Consider the following 15,874-nt stretch of genomic DNA (forward strand, 5'->3'; position numbering starts at 1 on the left):
TACCCCAGCACCCACGATTGAGGATGCCGACGTGCCCGAAAAAGCGCCCAGCCCTGCCGACGCCTGGTGGAGCGACGCGGTGGTGTACCAGATCTACCCGCGCAGCTTCGCCGACTCCGACGCGGACGGCATAGGCGATCTCCAGGGCATCACCGAACGCCTCGACTACCTCGCCCAGCTCGGCGTCGACGTCCTGTGGCTCTCCCCGGTCTACCCCTCCCCGCACGACGACAACGGCTACGACATCAGCGACTACCAGGACATCGACCCGCTCTTCGGCACCCTCGCCGACTTCGACCGCCTCCTGGCCTCCGCGCACGAACGCGGCATGAAGCTGGTCATGGACCTGGTCGTCAACCACACCAGCGACGAACACCCCTGGTTCACCGCCTCCCGCGACGGCGGCCCGGACGGCCCGAAGCGCGACTGGTACATCTGGCGCCCGGCCCGCGAGGGCAGGGAACCGGGCACGCCGGGCGCGGAGCCCAACAACTGGGGTTCGTTCTTCTCCGGTCCCGCCTGGACGTACGACGCCGCCCGCGGCGAGTACTACCTGCACCTGTTCTCCCGCAAGCAGCCCGACCTGAACTGGGACAACCCCGAGGTCCGGCAGGCCGTGTACGCGATGATGCGCTGGTGGCTTCGGCGTGGGGTCGACGGCTTCCGCATGGACGTCATCAACCTGATCTCCAAGGACCCGGCGCTGCCCGACGGCATCGTCGCCGAAGGCGCCCGGCACGGTGACGGAAGCCCGTTCTACGTGTGCGGGCCCCGCGTCCACGACTACCTCGCCGAGATGCACCGCGAGGTCTTCGCCGGCCACCCGCGCCGGCTGCTCACCGTCGGCGAGATGCCCGGCGTCACCGTGGAGCAGGCCAGGCTCTTCACCGACCCCGCCCGCCGTGAACTCGACATGGTCTTCCAGTTCGAGCACGTCGGCCTGGACCACGGCCCCGGCGGCAAGTTCGACGTCCGTCCCCTGAAGCTGACCGACCTCAAGGCGAGTCTCGGCCGCTGGCAGACGGGCCTGGGCGACACCGGCTGGAACAGCCTGTACTGGAACAACCACGACCAGCCCCGCGTGGTGTCCCGGTTCGGCGACGACTCGCCGGCCTACCGCTACCGCTCGGCGAAGATGCTGGCCACCGTCCTGCACCTGCACCGCGGCACCCCGTACGTCTATCAGGGCGAGGAACTCGCCATGGCGAACGCGCCGTTCGCGTCGATCGCCGACTTCCGCGACATCGAGTCCCTCAACCACCACCGGGACCGGCTCGCCCTCGGAGCCGACGAGCGGCAGGTCCTCGACGGGCTGCGGCACCGCAGCCGGGACAACGCCCGCACCCCCATGCAGTGGGACACCACCGAACACGCCGGCTTCACCGCCGGCACCCCGTGGATCGCCGTCAACCCCGACCACACCGAGGTCAACGCCAAGGCGCAACTGGCCGACCCCGACTCCGTCTTCCACTACTACCGCCGCCTGATCGCCCTGCGGCACAGCGAACCCGCCCTCACCCACGGCGACTTCCGCATGCTCCACCCGGACCACGAACAGCTCTACGCCTTCACCCGCCACGACGCGGGCACCGGCACCGAACTGCTCGTCCTGGCCAACTTCGGCGGCGACGGCCTCACCGTCGACCTGCCCGACGGCTGGGAAGGCGCCGAGACGCTCATCGCGAACGTTCCCGCCGCCTCGCCGCTGACGACCCCGCACACCCTGCTGCCGTGGGAAGCCCGTGTCCACCGCCGCCGCACCACCGCATGACGCCCCGCCCCGTCCCAACGCACCGACGCACACCCGAGGACACCGCCATGAACACCCCGCGCCCCCTCTCCCTTCTGCGCAGAAGGCCGTTGCTGCTGGCCCTCTCCGCGCTGGCCCTGCTGGCCCCGCTGACCGCCTGCGGCGGCTCCGGCTCCGCGGCCGGTGACGGCAAGACGCTGCGGCTGTGGCACTACGAGGACAAGGACGGCGCGCTGGGCAAGGCGTGGGCCGCGGCCGTCACCGAGTTCAAGAAGAGCCACCCGGGCGTGAAGGTCGTCTTCGAGCAGAAGACGTTCGACCAGATCCAGCAGAACGCCGGCATGATCCTCAACTCCGACAAGGCGCCCGACGTCATGGAGTACAACAAGGGCAACGCCACCACCGGCCTGCTCGCCAAGCAGGGCCTGCTCACCGACCTCACCCCGGTCGTCAAGGCGCACGGCTGGGACAAGAAGATCAGCGACAGCGCCTCCGTCACCGCCCGCTACGACGCCAAGGGCGAGATGGGCGGCGACAAGTGGTACGGCGTGCCCAACTACGGCGAGTTCGTCCTCGCCTACTACAACGACGACCTGTTCAAGAAGTACCACGTGGCCAAGCCCACCGACTTCAGCAGCTTCGAAGCCGCCCTGGCCGAGTTCAAGGCCGCGGGCGTCACCCCGCTCGCCGACGCCGGCAACGACCACCCCGCCATGCACTGGCTCTACCTGCTGGCCCTGTCCAAGGCCGACAAGAACTGGGTCGACGACTACCAGCGCTACCAGGGCAAGGTCGACTTCCACGGCCCCGAGCTGACCTACGCCGTCGACAAGTTCAAGGAGTGGGTCGACAAGGGCTACTTCGACAAGAAGGACGTCGGCCTCAAGGGCACCGACATGACCGAGCAGTTCGTCTCCCAGAAGCGGCCCATCATGGTCGGCGGCAACTGGTGGTTCGGCGGTCTGACCACCGACATCAAGGACTTCAAGTGGTCCACCGCGCCCTACCCGGGCAGTGAGACGACCCTCGGCTCCGGCGGCAACCACTGGGTCGTCCCCGCCAGGGCGAAGAACAAGAAGCTCGCCGAGGACTTCATCGGCATCACCATGTCACCGAGGATCCAGAAGCTCATCGGCGAGGAGGGCAACGTCCCGCTCGCCGCCCGGCCCGGCGAGATCACCAACCCCAGGTCCCGGCAGCTCATCAGCGCCTTCGACCAGGACCAGCGCGACGGCGGCCTGGCCTTCTACCCCGACTGGCCCGTCGCCGGATACTTCGATACCTGGCTGGCCGCCACGCAGAACCTGATGAACGGCGGCAAGCCCGACGCCGTCCTCGACCAGCTCGCCGCGCCCTACGAGAAGTACGCCGCGTCCCGCCGCTGAGCCCGCCCGGCCACGCGCTCCCCGATCCGCGGCCGAGCCCGCCGCCGGCCCGGCAGCCGCGGTCCGGCCCCGCCCGGGGCCGGAGCGCCGGCCCGGACGCCGCGTCGCCCCGGGGACGGCGGCCCGGACCGCCGGGCCGCCGTCCCGCCCACCTAGGAGCCACAGTGAAAAGCACACGTCACCCGCGGTCCACGGGATACGCCCTCTTCCTCGCACCGGGCCTACTGCTGAGCCTGCTCTTCCTCGTCGTCCCGCTGGTGATGACCTTCTACTACAGCCTCACCACCTGGCAGGGCATCGGCGATCCGGTCTTCACCGGCCTGGACAACTACACCCGCCTCTTCCAGGACGCCGACTTCTGGGCCTCCTTCCGCAACATCGCCTTCGTCATCGTCGGCATCGCGGTCGTCCCCACCCTGCTCGGCCTGTTCCTCGCGTCCCTGCTCTTCGACTACATCGGCAAGAACCACGGCGACGGACTCGTCGGCGTCTTCCGGTCCGGTCTCTACCTCCCCCAGGTCATCCCCGTCGCCGTGACCGGCCTGATGTGGGGCTGGATCCTCGCCCCCGAAGGCGCCGTCAACAGCCTCCTGGACAAGATCGGCCTCGGCTCCCTGGCCCAGAACTGGCTCGGCGACCCCGACCTCGCCCTCTGGGTCGTCCTCGGCGTCCTGGTCTGGATGCAACTCGGCTACCCGCTGGTGCTGTTCCTGTCCGGCCTGCAGCGCATCGACCCCGAACTCTACGAAGCCGCCGCCCTCGACGGCGCGTCCTGGTGGCAGCGGTTCACCCGCATCACCGTGCCCATCCTGCGGCCCGAGGTGTACGTCGTCCTGGTCACCACCACCATCGCCGGCCTGAAGGTCTTCGCCCAGATCTTCGTCCTCACCGGCGGCGGCCCCGGAAACTCCACCCTCGTCCCCGCCTACTTCGCCTACCAGAACTTCTTCGAGCGCGCCGACGTCGGCTACGGCTCCGCGATCTCCAGCACCATCACCCTGCTCGTGCTGGTCATCGCCGGGACGATGCTCACCCGCCAGGCCCGCGAGGACGGATGACCATGACCACCGACACCACCATCCCGCCCCGGACGGAGAAGACGGCACCCCCCGGCCACGCCGCACCCAGGCGCGGCGAGCGCCGGGCAGCCGGCAAGCGCCGCGGCGCCGGCTCCTACGCCGTCGTGGCCGCGGTCAGCGTCTTCGTCCTGGCCTTCCTCGCCCCGTTCGCGATCATCCTGCTCAACTCCTTCAAGACCAGCGCCGACTACCGCTCCCACGGCTCGCTGTCCTGGCCCGAGCACTGGAACTGGGGCATCGTCGGGGACGTCTGGCAGCGCGTCGACTTCACCCAGAAGCTGGTCAACAGCATCGAGATCAGTCTCGGTGTCGTCGTCATCGCCGTCGTCGTCGCGCTCTTCAACGCCTATGCCCTCGGCATCGGCCGCATCCGGTGGCGCACCGCCTTCCTGGTCTTCTTCCTCGGCGTCAACGTCCTGCCGCAGGAGGGCCTGGTCTACCCGGTCTACTACCTGTTCAAGGAGATGGGCCTGTACGACGGGAAGCTGGGCTACACCGTCCTGGTCGGCGTCACCTACAGCGCGTTCGGCACCTACCTGCTCTCCTCCGTCTTCGCCGGCTTCCCCCGGGAACTCATCGAAGCCGCCTCCCTCGACGGCGCCGGCCGCTGGACCATCCTGTGGCGCATCATCCTGCCCATGAGCTGGCCCACCCTGTCGGTGATGTGCGTGTTCTTCTTCGTCTGGAGCTGGAACGAGTTCCTCTACCCCCTCGTCCTGCTCATCTCCAACGACAACCAGACCGTCCCGCTCGGCCTGTCCGTCATGCAGGGCCAGTACACCAGCGACCCCACCGCCATGAGCGCCGCCGCCCTCCTCGGCGTGATCCCCATGGTCGTCTTCTTCCTGGTCTTCCAGCGCTCCCTCACCCGCGGTGTCACCGCGGGCGCCGTGAAGTAGCCCCGCCGGGGCCCGTCGCGACCCCGGATCCGGCACGCACCAGCCCCGCTGCCGGGTCCGGGGTTCACCCCTCGCCCCCACCAGGGCCGCAAGGCCGCCTTTCCTGCCACCATGAAGGGCCGGACCCGGGGGAGGGACAGCATGACGGGCATCTTGCTGAACATAGTGATCGGGCTGGTCACCAGCACGCTCAGCGGTGGAGCGGTGTGGTTGTGGCAGCGTCACGCGAGGCGGCGCTTCCTGCGGCGCAAGGCCCGGTTCTTCGGCATCGTGCCGGGTGATCCGTGCATCGTGGTCATGAACAACAAGTGGGACGCGCCCGGCAGCGCCCAGCACCGCGACGTACAGGCCCTGCTGAAAGCGGCGACGCTGGCGACGGAACTGGGCTGCGAGGTGACGATGCGCTCGAGCGACGAGTTCCGCGGCAGCAACGGCGCGGCGGTCGAGTTCTGCATCGGCAGCCCGGAGAACGGGTCCAACGTCCGTACCGGCGGCCATCTGCGCCACAACCTGCCCGGCGTGACCGTCCACCCCTTCGACGCGCCCGGGCTCTCCATGGCCATCGAGGCCGGGGGCGGGGTGTTCCCATGGCGGCGCGGTGACCAGGAGCACGCGCTGGTCGCGAAGTTCGTGCCGCCGGGCGCCCGGCGGCCGGTCGTCCTGGTCAGCGGGCAGACCTCCATGGCCAGCACGCCGCTGTGCACTATCTCCTGACGTCCTGGCGGGAACTGGCCGCCCGGCTGGCGACCACGGAGCGGTTCTGCCTGGTCGTACGCGTCGAGTCGATCGGCACGTACGGCTTCCACGGCGGCACCCTGGCCCGTGACGTGTCGGCCGTCGCCTTCCGCGCTCCGGTGCGGTGAGCGGACGGCCGGGTCTCACCCGGGTCCGGCGAGCGCCGCGCGTGCCGCGTCGAGCAGTGTGCGCGCCGCCGCGGCCCAGCTTCGGGCACCGGCCATGGCGTCGCGCAGTTTCCGGGCCCGCTCCAGCGCGATCCCGGGTTCGGCGAGGGCGGCGGCGATGTGGTGGGCCCACACAGCGTCGTCGTCCTCGCGGCCCGTGACGGGGACGACGACGTGGCGCGCGAGCTCGGGCACGACCTCGGCGAGCAGTGCTCCCAGCCCGCTGTCCGCGCTCACCAGGCAGGGCACGCCCGCCCGTATGTGTTCCGCGCCCACCAGGCCGAACGCCTCGGACCGGGACGGCATCAACGCCAGCCACACCCGTCCCAGGTCGTGGTCCAGCCGCGCCCGGTCGGTGGTGTAGTTGCGGGGCAGCACCCGCAGGTCCGGCTCCGTGGCCCAGTGCGCCGCCTTCTCGGCGAGAGCGGCTGCCCGGCCCTCCGCCGTCCCGCGCAGCATGAGGTCGACCCGGCCGAGGTCCGGCCGCAGCCCGACGGCCCGGTTCGTCGCCCGTACGGCGAGGCCGACCCCCTTGGCGTCCTCGTCCTCCAGCCGGCCCATCAGCGTGACCAGCGGCACGCCCCGGAGGTTCTCGGGCGGAGGCGTCCGGGAGAGGTCGAATCCGGGGTCCAGCCGCAGGGGCGGCGGTGCCCCGCGCGGGAGGTCGCGCTGGAGCATCCGGTGCAGGACGGGTCCGACGCCGACCGCGCGGGTGGCGCCGGCCCCCAGCTGCCACTGCTCCCAGGAGCGTTCCTCGGCCCGCCGGGCGGGGTCCTCCGCGCGGTCCGGCTTGCGCCATTCGAGGAGGTCGGGCTCGGTGTGCACGACGTGGAACAGGCACGCTCGCCGGAAGAAGCCGGCGACCATCCCGCGCGCGTGTGTCCCGGTCACATGGCCGTGCCCGATGACGAGGTCCGGCTCCGCCCCGTCGGGCAGGGCCGGCGGCAGCAGGAGGGTCTGCCCGTTCCGGAGCGGGGCCCGCGGAGCCTCGATCAGTGCGACGTCCGACCGAGCGGCGTCGAGCCGTTCCCCCTCCGAGACGGAGCCGGTGATCAGGCAGTACACCGTGACGCCGACCGATCGTGCCAGCGCCGCGCAGAGTTCCCGGTTGATCGTGCTGATCCCGCCCCGCCCGGAGAACCATTCGTCGGCGATCGCCAGGACGCGCAACGGCCGGTGCCCGGACGCGGGCGGCGCCACGCCCGCCGCGCCGCCGGACGCCGCCGGCGACCAGGCCGTCCCGTCCCATGCGACACGGTCCGCGGCGGACGGTTCCCGCGCGTTCCGCGCGAGTTCCGGGAAGGCGTGGTCCGGCACGGTGCCGTCGACGGCCACCGAACGTCCCGCTGCCGTCACCAACTGCGCGCTGCCGCTCCCCGCGGCGGCCGCGTCCGTGTCGCGCAGCCAGTCCCGGAACACCCGCCCGGTCTCGGCGAAGCCCACGCCGTCGAGATGGCCCGCCGTGTCCAGCAGGACGGCCCTGACCAGCTTGCGGGCCTCGTCGAGCAGGGCGCGGTGGTCGACGTCGGCGGGGCTGATCCGCACGGTGGCACCGGTCAGGCGCAGCCGCGCGACCAGGTCCTCGCGCTCCCCGGCCGTTACGGTGGGGTCGAACCGCACTATCAGGGACGCTGATTGACGGGACGTCATGGGATGATGATGGCACGCTCCTCCCCGCCGAACTGGACGGACCGGATAGCGGATCCGGGCGTCGCCCTCTCCTTCCCGCCGGCCACGGCCTGCCACCCGGAGCGGGACGTCCGGCTCGTCGAGGACCGCGACCGCGCCGACGCCGCCGCACTGTTCGACGCGTCCGACTGGGCCGCCCTCGGCGACCGCTACGACCTGATCGCCGAGCGGGCCTGGAAGGCGGGCTGCCGTGCCGAGACGTTGCGGCTGCTCCTCGCGGCCCGTACCGCGGCGCGGCTCGCCGGTGACACCGGCGCCGTGCTGGAGCGGACGAGGTTCCTCGCCGAGCGGCACCGCCTGTCCACGTCCTTCCTCGCCGCGCAGTCCTGGAACCGCGCACAGCTGCGCACGCCGCTGACGTCCGGGAGCGCCGTGTACCACGTCACCGCGTGGCGCGCCCTGGCGGAGCTGTGCGAGCCGTCCGGCGCCTACGACTCGGCCGTCGTCCTCAGCGACCGGGCCCTGGCCGTCGCCGACGACTTCGCCGGGGCACCCGGGGTGGCCCGGGCGAGGGCGCAGGCGCTGCTGCAACGGAGCAACACCGAACGGCTGCGGGGCGACATCGAGGCCGCCTACGCGTTCCTGCGCGACGCGCGCGCACAGGCCGGAGAGCTGGCCGCGGAGGACGCCTCACCGCACCTCAGGGGGCTGATCGCACGGGTGCACGCCCGCACGGACATCATCGTCGGGCACTACGACTCCGCCCTCGCCATGTACCTGGAGGCCGAGGAGCGCTTCCGGGAGAGCGGGTCGAGTGTCAACGTGCGGGTCGTGCGGCTGGCGCGGGTCGCGGCGCTGCGTGCCCTGCGGCGCTTCCCCGAGGCCCTGCTGCTCTGCCGCGAGCTGCTCCGGGAGTGCGCGGAGCCGGGGCGCGAGCGGATGCGCGGCCAGGTCCTGCTGGAACAGGCCGAGGTGCTGGAGGCGATGGACGACGGCGCGGGGGCGGACGAGGCCCTGGAACAGGCGCGCCGGCACCACGAAGGCGCGCGCACCCTGGAGGCGGCACGCTGGCACCGCCACATGGGACGCCGGCTCATCATGTCCGACGGCGACATGGGTCGTGCCGCCGCCCATCTGACCGCCTCGCTCGGCATCGCCGTCCGCGACGACGGCCCCGACCTCACCCGCACCTGGCTCACCCTGCACGACCTGCTGCGCCTGCGTGGCGACGCCGCACTCGGCGAAGACCTCGCCCTGCTGGTGAGCCGGACCGCCCTGGCGGGCGCCGACCTCCAGCGCGACCGGCTGACCCTGCCCGAGAACCGCTGGGCGCTGCAAGAACAACGGGAGGAGGTCTACGCCGGAGCCCTCATGGTGCACGGGACCGCGCGGCGTCACGAGGACGTGGCCCGGATCATCGAACTCGGCCGCTCCGACGTACTCGACCACGTGCTGGAGAACCCGCCCGCGGACGCGCACCAGCCCCTGGCCACGCTGCCGATGACGCTCCCCGGCGGCGATCCCGGCCGCGCCGGGGAGGTGTTCCGCACCGCACGAGCGGTGCGCGCCGCCCTCGCCGGCGAGGAAGGGCCGCCCCTGGGCCCCGGGGCCCCGGCCCTGCCCGGCCGGCTGCCGTCGGCGGCCGGGACGGACGCGCTGGCCGAGGTGGTGGTCCTCGTGCACGTGGGCAAGGGCGCCGACGGCTGGTGGTCCTCGGTGGCCTCGCGCGTACGGCACGGCGCCTGGCACTCCAGCCGGCAGTCCGCGCCCGCCGCACTGGACGGTCTGCTGGACACGCTCGCCGCGGGGGAACCGCTGCCCGAGTACGGCGTCAGTGATCACACCTGGGAGCTGCTCGGGCGGTTCCTGCTCCCCCACGACACCGCGTGGAGCGGAACCGCCGACCGTCCGCTCGCCCTCCTGCTGAGCCCCGACCTCCGGCTGTGGCAGCTTCCCTACGGCGCGCTCCGCCGGGACGGCGTCTGCCTGCTCGACGTCGCGGAGGTGACCCTCACCCCCAGTCTGCGGACCCACGAGCTGCTGGGGCGCGCGGGCGGCGGCACCGGCGGGGTCCTCGGGGCGGACGCGGCGCCCGCCGTCAGCGTGCTGGATCCGCGGCTGAGCGGTCATGCCGAGGAGGCCGCGGCACTCGCCGGCTGGCCCGGGTCCCATGTGGAACTGGCGGCGCTCGATCCCGCCGAGGACCTCACCTCCGCCGCATTGCTCTACCTCAGCGGTCTGGGCGAGGCCGCCGGGGAGACCCGGCTCGGCCCGCTGCGGATCACCCTGGGTCTGCTCGCCTCCCTCCGGCTGCCCAGACTGCTGGTCCTCAACGGCTGCTGGACCGGGACGGCGGCCAGCCGTTACGGCCGTGACCCGCTGAGCCTGGCCGTGGGCGGGCTGCTCGGCCGGGCACAGGCCGTCGTGGCGGGTGTCGGCCACATCAATAGCTGGTCCTCCGCGCAGGTGGGCGCGGGTCTTCTCGCCTCGGTCGCCCGGGGCGGGACTCCCGGCGCCGCTCTGCGGCAGGCGCAGCGGGAACTGCGCGACGCCTATCCCGAACTGGGGCCCTACGACTGGGCGGGCATGTGCCTGATCGGACGCGGAGAGGAGCCCCTCTTCCGAGCGGATGGGTACTAACGGAAGTGGGCGGCCAGTTCGACGCGGGAGCGGACGCCGAGCCGGGTGAAGACGTTCCTGAGGTGGTATTCGACGGTGCGGACGCTGACCATCATCACCTCGGCGATCTCCTGGTTGGTCGCGCCCTGGGCGACCAGCTCGCAGATCCGCGTCTGCTGCGCCGTGAGGTCCGCGCCCGCCGCGGACCCGCGGTCGCCGGGGCGGGCGGCGGTCTGCGGCCGGGCGCCGGTGGCACGGAGTTCCGCGGTGGCCCGCTGGGCCCAGGAGGCGGCACCGAACTGCTGGAAGATCTGCAGCGCCTCCCGCAGCAGTTCGCGCGCCGGGCGCGGTTTGCGGGCGCGCCGCAGCCGGTGGGCGTGGAACAGCTCGGTCTTGGCCAGCTCCAGGACCGCTCCGTCCCGCTGGTGGAGCCGGGCGGCCTGCCGGAACAGTTCGTCGGCCGCCGCGTCATCGGGCTCCAGCAGCGCGTGGCAGCGGTGGGCCAGGGCGAGCCGGGCGGCGCTCGTCCCGCTGGCCGCCCAGGCGTGGTACGAGCGCAGCGCTCCGGCCGCCTTGGCCCGCCGGTCGCAGCGTACGGCGGCCTCCACGAAGTGCGGCGTGGCGAGCTGGCGGATGACCAGGTTGGGCTGGTTGCCCACCGCGGCATGGGTCATGCCGGCGAGCCGGGTCAGCGCGTCGGAGGGCCGGTCGTCCGCGAGATCGGCACAGGCGGACGCCCAGTGGCCGAACGCGGCCGGGCGGCCCAGTCCGCGCGTGGACACCTGCTGGGCGATGGACCGCAGCCTGGCCGCCGCGCCGTCCCCGTCGCCCCGTAACGCCGACACCAGCGCGAGCACCGCGAGGTGGTCCACGGCGAGGTTGCGCTGTCCCGTCCGGCGGGCCAGCCGCAGCCCGTCCAGGGCCGCTTCCTCGGTGGCCGCGCAGCGGTCCGTCAGCAGCGCGGCCAGGGCCTGGTAGACGAGCGCGGCGGGCACCAGGGAGAGGGCGCCCTCGCGGCGGGCCAGGCCGGCCGCGGCCACGGCGAAGGTGTGGGCACGGGCGGCGTCGCCCAGGGTGTAGGCGGCCTGCCCGGCCCACAGGGCGCAGTAGGCGTCCGGGATTCCCTCGGCCAGCCGCATCACCCGCCGCAGCGTCCGGCCCGCCTCCCGGTGCCGGCCCTCGAAGGTGGCCGTCATCCCCGCGAAGTGGTCGAGGACCAGCCGTGTGGTGGGGGTGCCGTCGCCGTGCCGCAGCGATGCCGCCCGCCGCGCCAGCGCGAAGTACCCGGCGAAGTCACCGGCGAGGCAGGCGGCTTCACCGGCGAGCATCAGCGCGCGTGCCGCCGATTCCTCGCTCTCGTCCAGGAACAGGTCGGCCGCCGCGCCGAGGTGCCGGCACGCCTCGGCGGGCGTGCCGTCGCGCAGCAGGCGTTCCCCCTCGATCAGGCTGCGCAGCGCACGCGATCCCTCGGGCACGCCGTGCGGCGGCACGCGGCGCAGCAGGTCCCGGGTGCGGGTGTCCTCGCCGGCCAGGAAGGCGTGCCGGGCCGCGAGCGTCAGCCACCGTTCCCGCACCCCCGGCCGTGGCGCGAAGTCGGCCGCGTCCTCCAGCACCGCCCCGGCCGTGTGGTGGACGGCGTCGCCGGCCGCCCGCTCCAGGTCCGCCGCCTCCTGCTCCGCCGGGCCGATGCCGCAGGCCAGCCGGTGCAGCGCTCGGCGCAGCCGGGTTCCCTCGCCGTCGGACACCTCGGCCAGGACCGTGTGGGCCGCGTGCTGTTCGGCGAGCGGGACCTCCGCGCGCAGCACCCGGCGCAGCAGCCGGCCCGGCACCGCCACCGTGCCGTCGTCGGCCGCCGCGATCAGCTCGCCGGCCAGGGCCGTGTCGATCGTGCCCGGGTCCCGGCCGGTCCGGCGGACGGCGGTGCGCAGCACGTCCGGTCCGAGGGGGCCGCCGACGAGGACGGTGGCGACCACCGCCCGTGCCCCCGCGGGCAGTCGGCGGTAGCGGCGGCCGTGGTGCGCCCGCCATCTGCTGTCCGGCGGCAGGGTGAGGGGGCCGCCGGGGTGGCCGGCGCCGGCAGCGGCCGCCAGTTCGGTCAGTGCCAGCGGGTTGCCGGCCGCGAGGGCGAGCACCTCGGCCTCGGCCGCCGGGCACAGGCCGGCGGTCCGGTCCGGGGGCACCGCGTCCGCCAGCAGCCGGCGGGCCGCCGTCTCGTCCAGCGGCGGCAGGTGCACCGTGTCGATGCCGTCCAGAGCCGCGCGGGCCGGATGCCCGGAGACCACGGTCAGCAGGAGACCGGCCGGCAGGGTCCCGGACCGGCGGGCCAGCAGCCCCAGAACGGACAGGGAGACGTGGTCCAGCCACTGCGCGTCGTCCACGCACAGCAGCAGCGGCTTCCCGGCGCAGCGGGCTTCCAGCACTCCGCGCAGCGACGAGGCGACCACGAGAGCTGCCTCCGGCGGGCACCGGCCCGCCCGGACGGCGGCCAGGACCTCCGTGTCGTGCCCGGACGGTGCCGGCAGGTCCTCGGTCAGCCGCAGCAGCAGGCGCTGGCACCACGCCCCCTCCACGCCGGCCTCGCTCTCGACGCCTGCGACGTGGTGCACGGTGCATCCGGTCGCCGCGCGCGCGGCGGCGGCGAGGAGCGCGGACCGCCCGCTGCCGGGTTCACCCGTGACCAGCACGGCGGCGCCGCGCCCGGACCGCAGCCCCTCGACCGCGCCGCACAGCGTCCGTCGCTCCTCGGCACGCCCGTACAGGGGGGCGGGTGTGCGGGCGACCGCGTCACTGTCGCTGTCCATGACCGCAGTGTGGGGCGCGGTTCGTTGAAACGGAAGGGACCTGTCACGCACGGGAGTTGACGTACTCGCGCCGCCCCTCGTGACGGCTCCGTGCCGCGTCCGCGCGTCCCGGGGACGACTGGTGGTTCCACCGGTCCGCGCCCGGCCGGGCCCGCGCACACTCCTTCCCGTTCGTCCCCCTCGTCCGGGGACACGGAGAAGGGAGTCACCCGTGCGACGTCTGCACAGCATCCTGCTCGCCGTACTCGCGGCCGTGGCGCTTGCCGCGTTCGGCATGTCGGGGACCGCCGGGGCCGCGGCCGGCGGCCGCACCCCCGTGGTCTTCGTCCACGGCTTCACCGGCAACGCCACCAACTGGGTCACCGCGGAAGGCGTGTTCAGGGCCGACGGCTACTCCAGCGGCGATCTGTTCACCTACGACTACAACTGGTCGCAGTCCAACGCCGTCAGCGCCGCCGGCCTGGCCGCGTACGTACGGGGGGTGCTGGCCACCACCGGCGCCCGGCAGGTCGACATCGTGAACCACTCCATGGGCGGGATAGTGAGCGACTGGTACATCAAGAAACTCGGTGGCCAGCCCTACGTACGCCACCTGGCCTCCATCGCGGGCGCCAACCACGGCACCACCGCGGCCGGCGCCTGTCTGGTGAACCTGTCCTGCGTCGAGATGTTCCCCGGCTCCGCCTTCCTGGCCACGCTCAACGCGGGCGACGAGACCCCGGGGGACACCCAGTACGCCACCTGGTACTCGCCGTGCGACGGCGTCATCCTCCCCTACACCAGCACGCCGCTCGCCGGTGCCGCCAACCACCTGGTCCCGTGCCAGACCCACCTCGGCTTCCTGGCCGACGTACCCACCCTCCAGGCCGTCGAGCGCTTCGTCAGCGGCTGAGCCACCCGTGGCCGCCTCCCGGGCCCGGGACCGCGCAGGGCGGACCGGGCGCCCCGGGTACGGCGGGCGACTCCTGACACGACGGAACCCCGGCCGGGGATGTTCCCCGGCCGGGGTTCCGTCGTGTCGGGAGCTGCCGTCCTCCGCACGGAGCGGCCCGGAACGGGGGCCGCTCACGGGGAGGTTCCCGGCGGACGGGTCAGCGCTGCAGGGTGAGCACGCCCGGCCGCCACGGGAGCTGGTCGTAGGGGCCGCTCGCGCTGGGGGACTTGCCCTGGTAGAGGAACTGCAGGTTGCAGGGGTCGATGGTCATGGTCTGGTCGGGGTTGGTGCGGACCAGGTCACCGTGGCTGATGTCGTTGGTCCAGGAGGCACCGCTGTTGGCCTTGCCCGCGAAGGGGCTGCTCTCGCTGGCGGCCTGCGGGGTCCACGAACCGCTCAGGCTGGAGGCCGTGAAGGAGCGGAAGTAGCGCCCGTTGGCCCCCATCGCCTCCACGATCATGAGGTACTGGTTCTGGCCCTTGACCTTGTAGACCTGCACCGCCTCGAACAGGTTGTTCGTCGTGTCGCTCATGACCGTCGTGTACGACGAGCCGAAGTTGCCCGGGAAGTTCCCGATCGGCATGCTCGCGCGGTAGATCTTGCCGTTGTCACCGGCGAAGAACAGGTACATGTTCTGGCCGTCGGCGATCAGGGTCTGGTCGATCGGGCCGGTGCCGGAACCGGAGATGCTGCCGGTGAACAGCGGCTGCGGCGCGGACCAGCCGTTGGGGTTGGTGGGGTCGCTCGACGTGCGGTAGATGAAGGGCCACTGGCCCCACTGGTACGCCAGCACCCAGATGTTCTTGGGCGCGAAGTAGAACAGCGTGGGCGCCACCGCCGCCTGGCTCATCCCGGTCTGTCCCGCCGACGCCATGTCGGACCAGTTCGTGAAGGGCGCGAAGGCCATCGAGCCGTACGACGAGCCGGACACGTTCGACCCGTAGACCAGGTGCTTGCCGTTGTAGACCACGCTGGTGAAGTCCTTCAGCGCGGCCCACCCGTTCGCCGGCTGCGCCAGCGCGCCCGTCGACGACCAGCGGTACGTGGACGGAAGGGCGCACGTGTCACCCGTGGGCGGGGTGGTCCCGGACAGGCCGGACCACTTCTGGTTGCTGCCGCCGTTGCACGTCCAGATCTCCACCGCCGTGCCGTTGGCCGTACCGGAGCCCGTGACGTCCAGGCAGAGTCCGGACTCCACGCCGACGATCGTGCCGTCGGAGTTCACCCGCCACTGCTGGTTCGCAGCGCCGCTACAGGTCCAGATCTGCACCCGGGTGCCGGCCGTGGTGGCGTGGCCGGGCACGTCGAGGCACTTGTTGCCGTACACGGTGAGCTGGTTGGCGTCCGTCAGCGTCCACTGCTGGTTGGTCCCGCCCGAGCAGTCCCAGATCTGCAGGGCCGTGCCGTCGGTCTGACTGGAGTTCGCCGCGTCGAGACACCGGCCGGAGCCGGCACCGCGCAAGGCGCCGGCGGTGGCCGCCTGGGCCGGGCCGGCGACGAGCATCGCCGCCAACGCGACCAGGGCCGCGACCGCCGCGGCGAGCATCGTGGACAGGTGTCCGCGACGGAAACTTCGTCTGCGCATGGGGACCTCGTCATCCTGGAGTGAGCGGTCGTGGTGCGGCTGAGACGTTCGTCATCTCGAACATTGGTCGGGGTGACGAGCAGGTTCGATGGTAGGGAACCGTTGAACGGCGTCAATACTTCTCGCATGCTTCGCCAACGTCACCGAAACATTCGGCAGATTCCCGCAGGTCGGCGCCGGGGCTCAGACACCACACGAAGCCATCGCATCGCGGGGTGTTGACAGGACCCGTCGCCTCTCTAGTATCCGTGGCACCACACCGACTTTCCGAATGGCGTCCGAAATTTCGGA

General features: G+C 72.5%; 11 protein-coding genes. 8 read left to right on the forward strand and 3 right to left on the reverse strand.

The window, feature by feature from the left end; genetic code table 11:
- Positions 1-31 precede the first annotated feature (31 nt).
- The 6 genes from ACZ4SV_RS26460 to ACZ4SV_RS26485 all read left to right on the forward strand — a co-directional run bounded on the left by ACZ4SV_RS26460 (position 32) and on the right by ACZ4SV_RS26485 (position 5,976).
- Complete coding sequence (locus tag ACZ4SV_RS26460; protein WP_468006951.1) at positions 32-1,771, forward strand: alpha-glucosidase; 1,740 nt, start codon at positions 32-34, stop codon at positions 1,769-1,771.
- Between the two features lie 47 nt (positions 1,772-1,818).
- Positions 1,819-3,135, forward strand: coding sequence for an ABC transporter substrate-binding protein (locus tag ACZ4SV_RS26465; RefSeq protein ID WP_468006953.1), 1,317 nt, complete (start codon positions 1,819-1,821; stop codon positions 3,133-3,135).
- Between the two features lie 164 nt (positions 3,136-3,299).
- On the forward strand, positions 3,300-4,193 hold the full coding sequence (locus ACZ4SV_RS26470) for a carbohydrate ABC transporter permease (protein ID WP_468006955.1): 894 nt from the start codon (positions 3,300-3,302) through the stop codon (positions 4,191-4,193).
- 2 nt (positions 4,194-4,195) lie between these two features.
- Positions 4,196-5,113: a carbohydrate ABC transporter permease gene (locus ACZ4SV_RS26475; RefSeq protein WP_468006957.1), complete on the forward strand. Its 918-nt coding sequence runs from the start codon at positions 4,196-4,198 to the stop codon at positions 5,111-5,113.
- 141 nt (positions 5,114-5,254) lie between these two features.
- Positions 5,255-5,827: a hypothetical protein gene (locus ACZ4SV_RS26480; protein ID WP_468006959.1), complete on the forward strand. Its 573-nt coding sequence runs from the start codon at positions 5,255-5,257 to the stop codon at positions 5,825-5,827.
- Positions 5,812-5,976: a hypothetical protein gene (locus ACZ4SV_RS26485; protein ID WP_468006961.1), complete on the forward strand. Its 165-nt coding sequence runs from the start codon at positions 5,812-5,814 to the stop codon at positions 5,974-5,976. The genes ACZ4SV_RS26480 and ACZ4SV_RS26485 overlap by 16 nt, the downstream gene beginning before the upstream one ends.
- Positions 5,977-5,991: 15 nt before the next feature.
- Here ACZ4SV_RS26485 and ACZ4SV_RS26490 read toward each other — a convergent pair whose 3' ends face one another.
- Positions 5,992-7,665 carry a glycosyltransferase gene (locus ACZ4SV_RS26490; protein ID WP_468006963.1) on the reverse strand — a complete coding sequence of 558 codons (1,674 nt, stop codon included), beginning with the start codon at positions 7,663-7,665 and terminating at the stop codon, positions 5,992-5,994.
- 3 nt (positions 7,666-7,668) lie between these two features.
- On the opposite strand from ACZ4SV_RS26490, the gene ACZ4SV_RS26495 reads away from it, so the two are divergent.
- Positions 7,669-10,284 (forward strand): CHAT domain-containing protein, encoded by a 2,616-nt coding sequence (locus ACZ4SV_RS26495; RefSeq protein ID WP_468006965.1) that lies wholly within the window; start codon positions 7,669-7,671, stop codon positions 10,282-10,284.
- Here the strand turns inward: ACZ4SV_RS26495 and ACZ4SV_RS26500 are convergent.
- Positions 10,281-13,064 (reverse strand): AAA family ATPase, encoded by a 2,784-nt coding sequence (locus ACZ4SV_RS26500; protein ID WP_468006967.1) that lies wholly within the window; start codon positions 13,062-13,064, stop codon positions 10,281-10,283. The genes ACZ4SV_RS26495 and ACZ4SV_RS26500 overlap by 4 nt on opposite strands.
- Positions 13,065-13,275: 211 nt before the next feature.
- On the opposite strand from ACZ4SV_RS26500, the gene ACZ4SV_RS26505 reads away from it, so the two are divergent.
- The gene (locus ACZ4SV_RS26505; RefSeq protein ID WP_468006969.1) at positions 13,276-13,956 is read left to right on the forward strand and encodes an esterase/lipase family protein; all 681 of its coding nucleotides are present in this window, start codon (positions 13,276-13,278) and stop codon (positions 13,954-13,956) included.
- Between the two features lie 199 nt (positions 13,957-14,155).
- Here ACZ4SV_RS26505 and ACZ4SV_RS26510 read toward each other — a convergent pair whose 3' ends face one another.
- On the reverse strand, positions 14,156-15,583 hold the full coding sequence (locus ACZ4SV_RS26510; protein ID WP_468006971.1) for a non-reducing end alpha-L-arabinofuranosidase family hydrolase: 1,428 nt from the start codon (positions 15,581-15,583) through the stop codon (positions 14,156-14,158).
- Between the last annotated feature and the right edge of the window lie 291 nt (positions 15,584-15,874).

This window comes from Streptomyces sp. NPDC027672 (assembly GCF_055566335.1).

Coding starts and splice junctions, on each gene's coding strand:
- ACZ4SV_RS26465 (WP_468006953.1), top strand. CDS start 1,819: ATGAACACCCCGCGCCCCCTCTCCCTTCTGCGCAGAAGGCCGTTGCTG.
- ACZ4SV_RS26495 (WP_468006965.1), top strand. CDS start 7,669: ATGATGATGGCACGCTCCTCCCCGCCGAACTGGACGGACCGGATAGCG.
- ACZ4SV_RS26475 (WP_468006957.1), top strand. CDS start 4,196: ATGACCACCGACACCACCATCCCGCCCCGGACGGAGAAGACGGCACCC.
- ACZ4SV_RS26480 (WP_468006959.1), top strand. CDS start 5,255: ATGACGGGCATCTTGCTGAACATAGTGATCGGGCTGGTCACCAGCACG.
- ACZ4SV_RS26510 (WP_468006971.1), bottom strand. CDS start 15,583: ATGCGCAGACGAAGTTTCCGTCGCGGACACCTGTCCACGATGCTCGCC.
- ACZ4SV_RS26500 (WP_468006967.1), bottom strand. CDS start 13,064: ATGGACAGCGACAGTGACGCGGTCGCCCGCACACCCGCCCCCCTGTAC.
- ACZ4SV_RS26490 (WP_468006963.1), bottom strand. CDS start 7,665: ATGACGTCCCGTCAATCAGCGTCCCTGATAGTGCGGTTCGACCCCACC.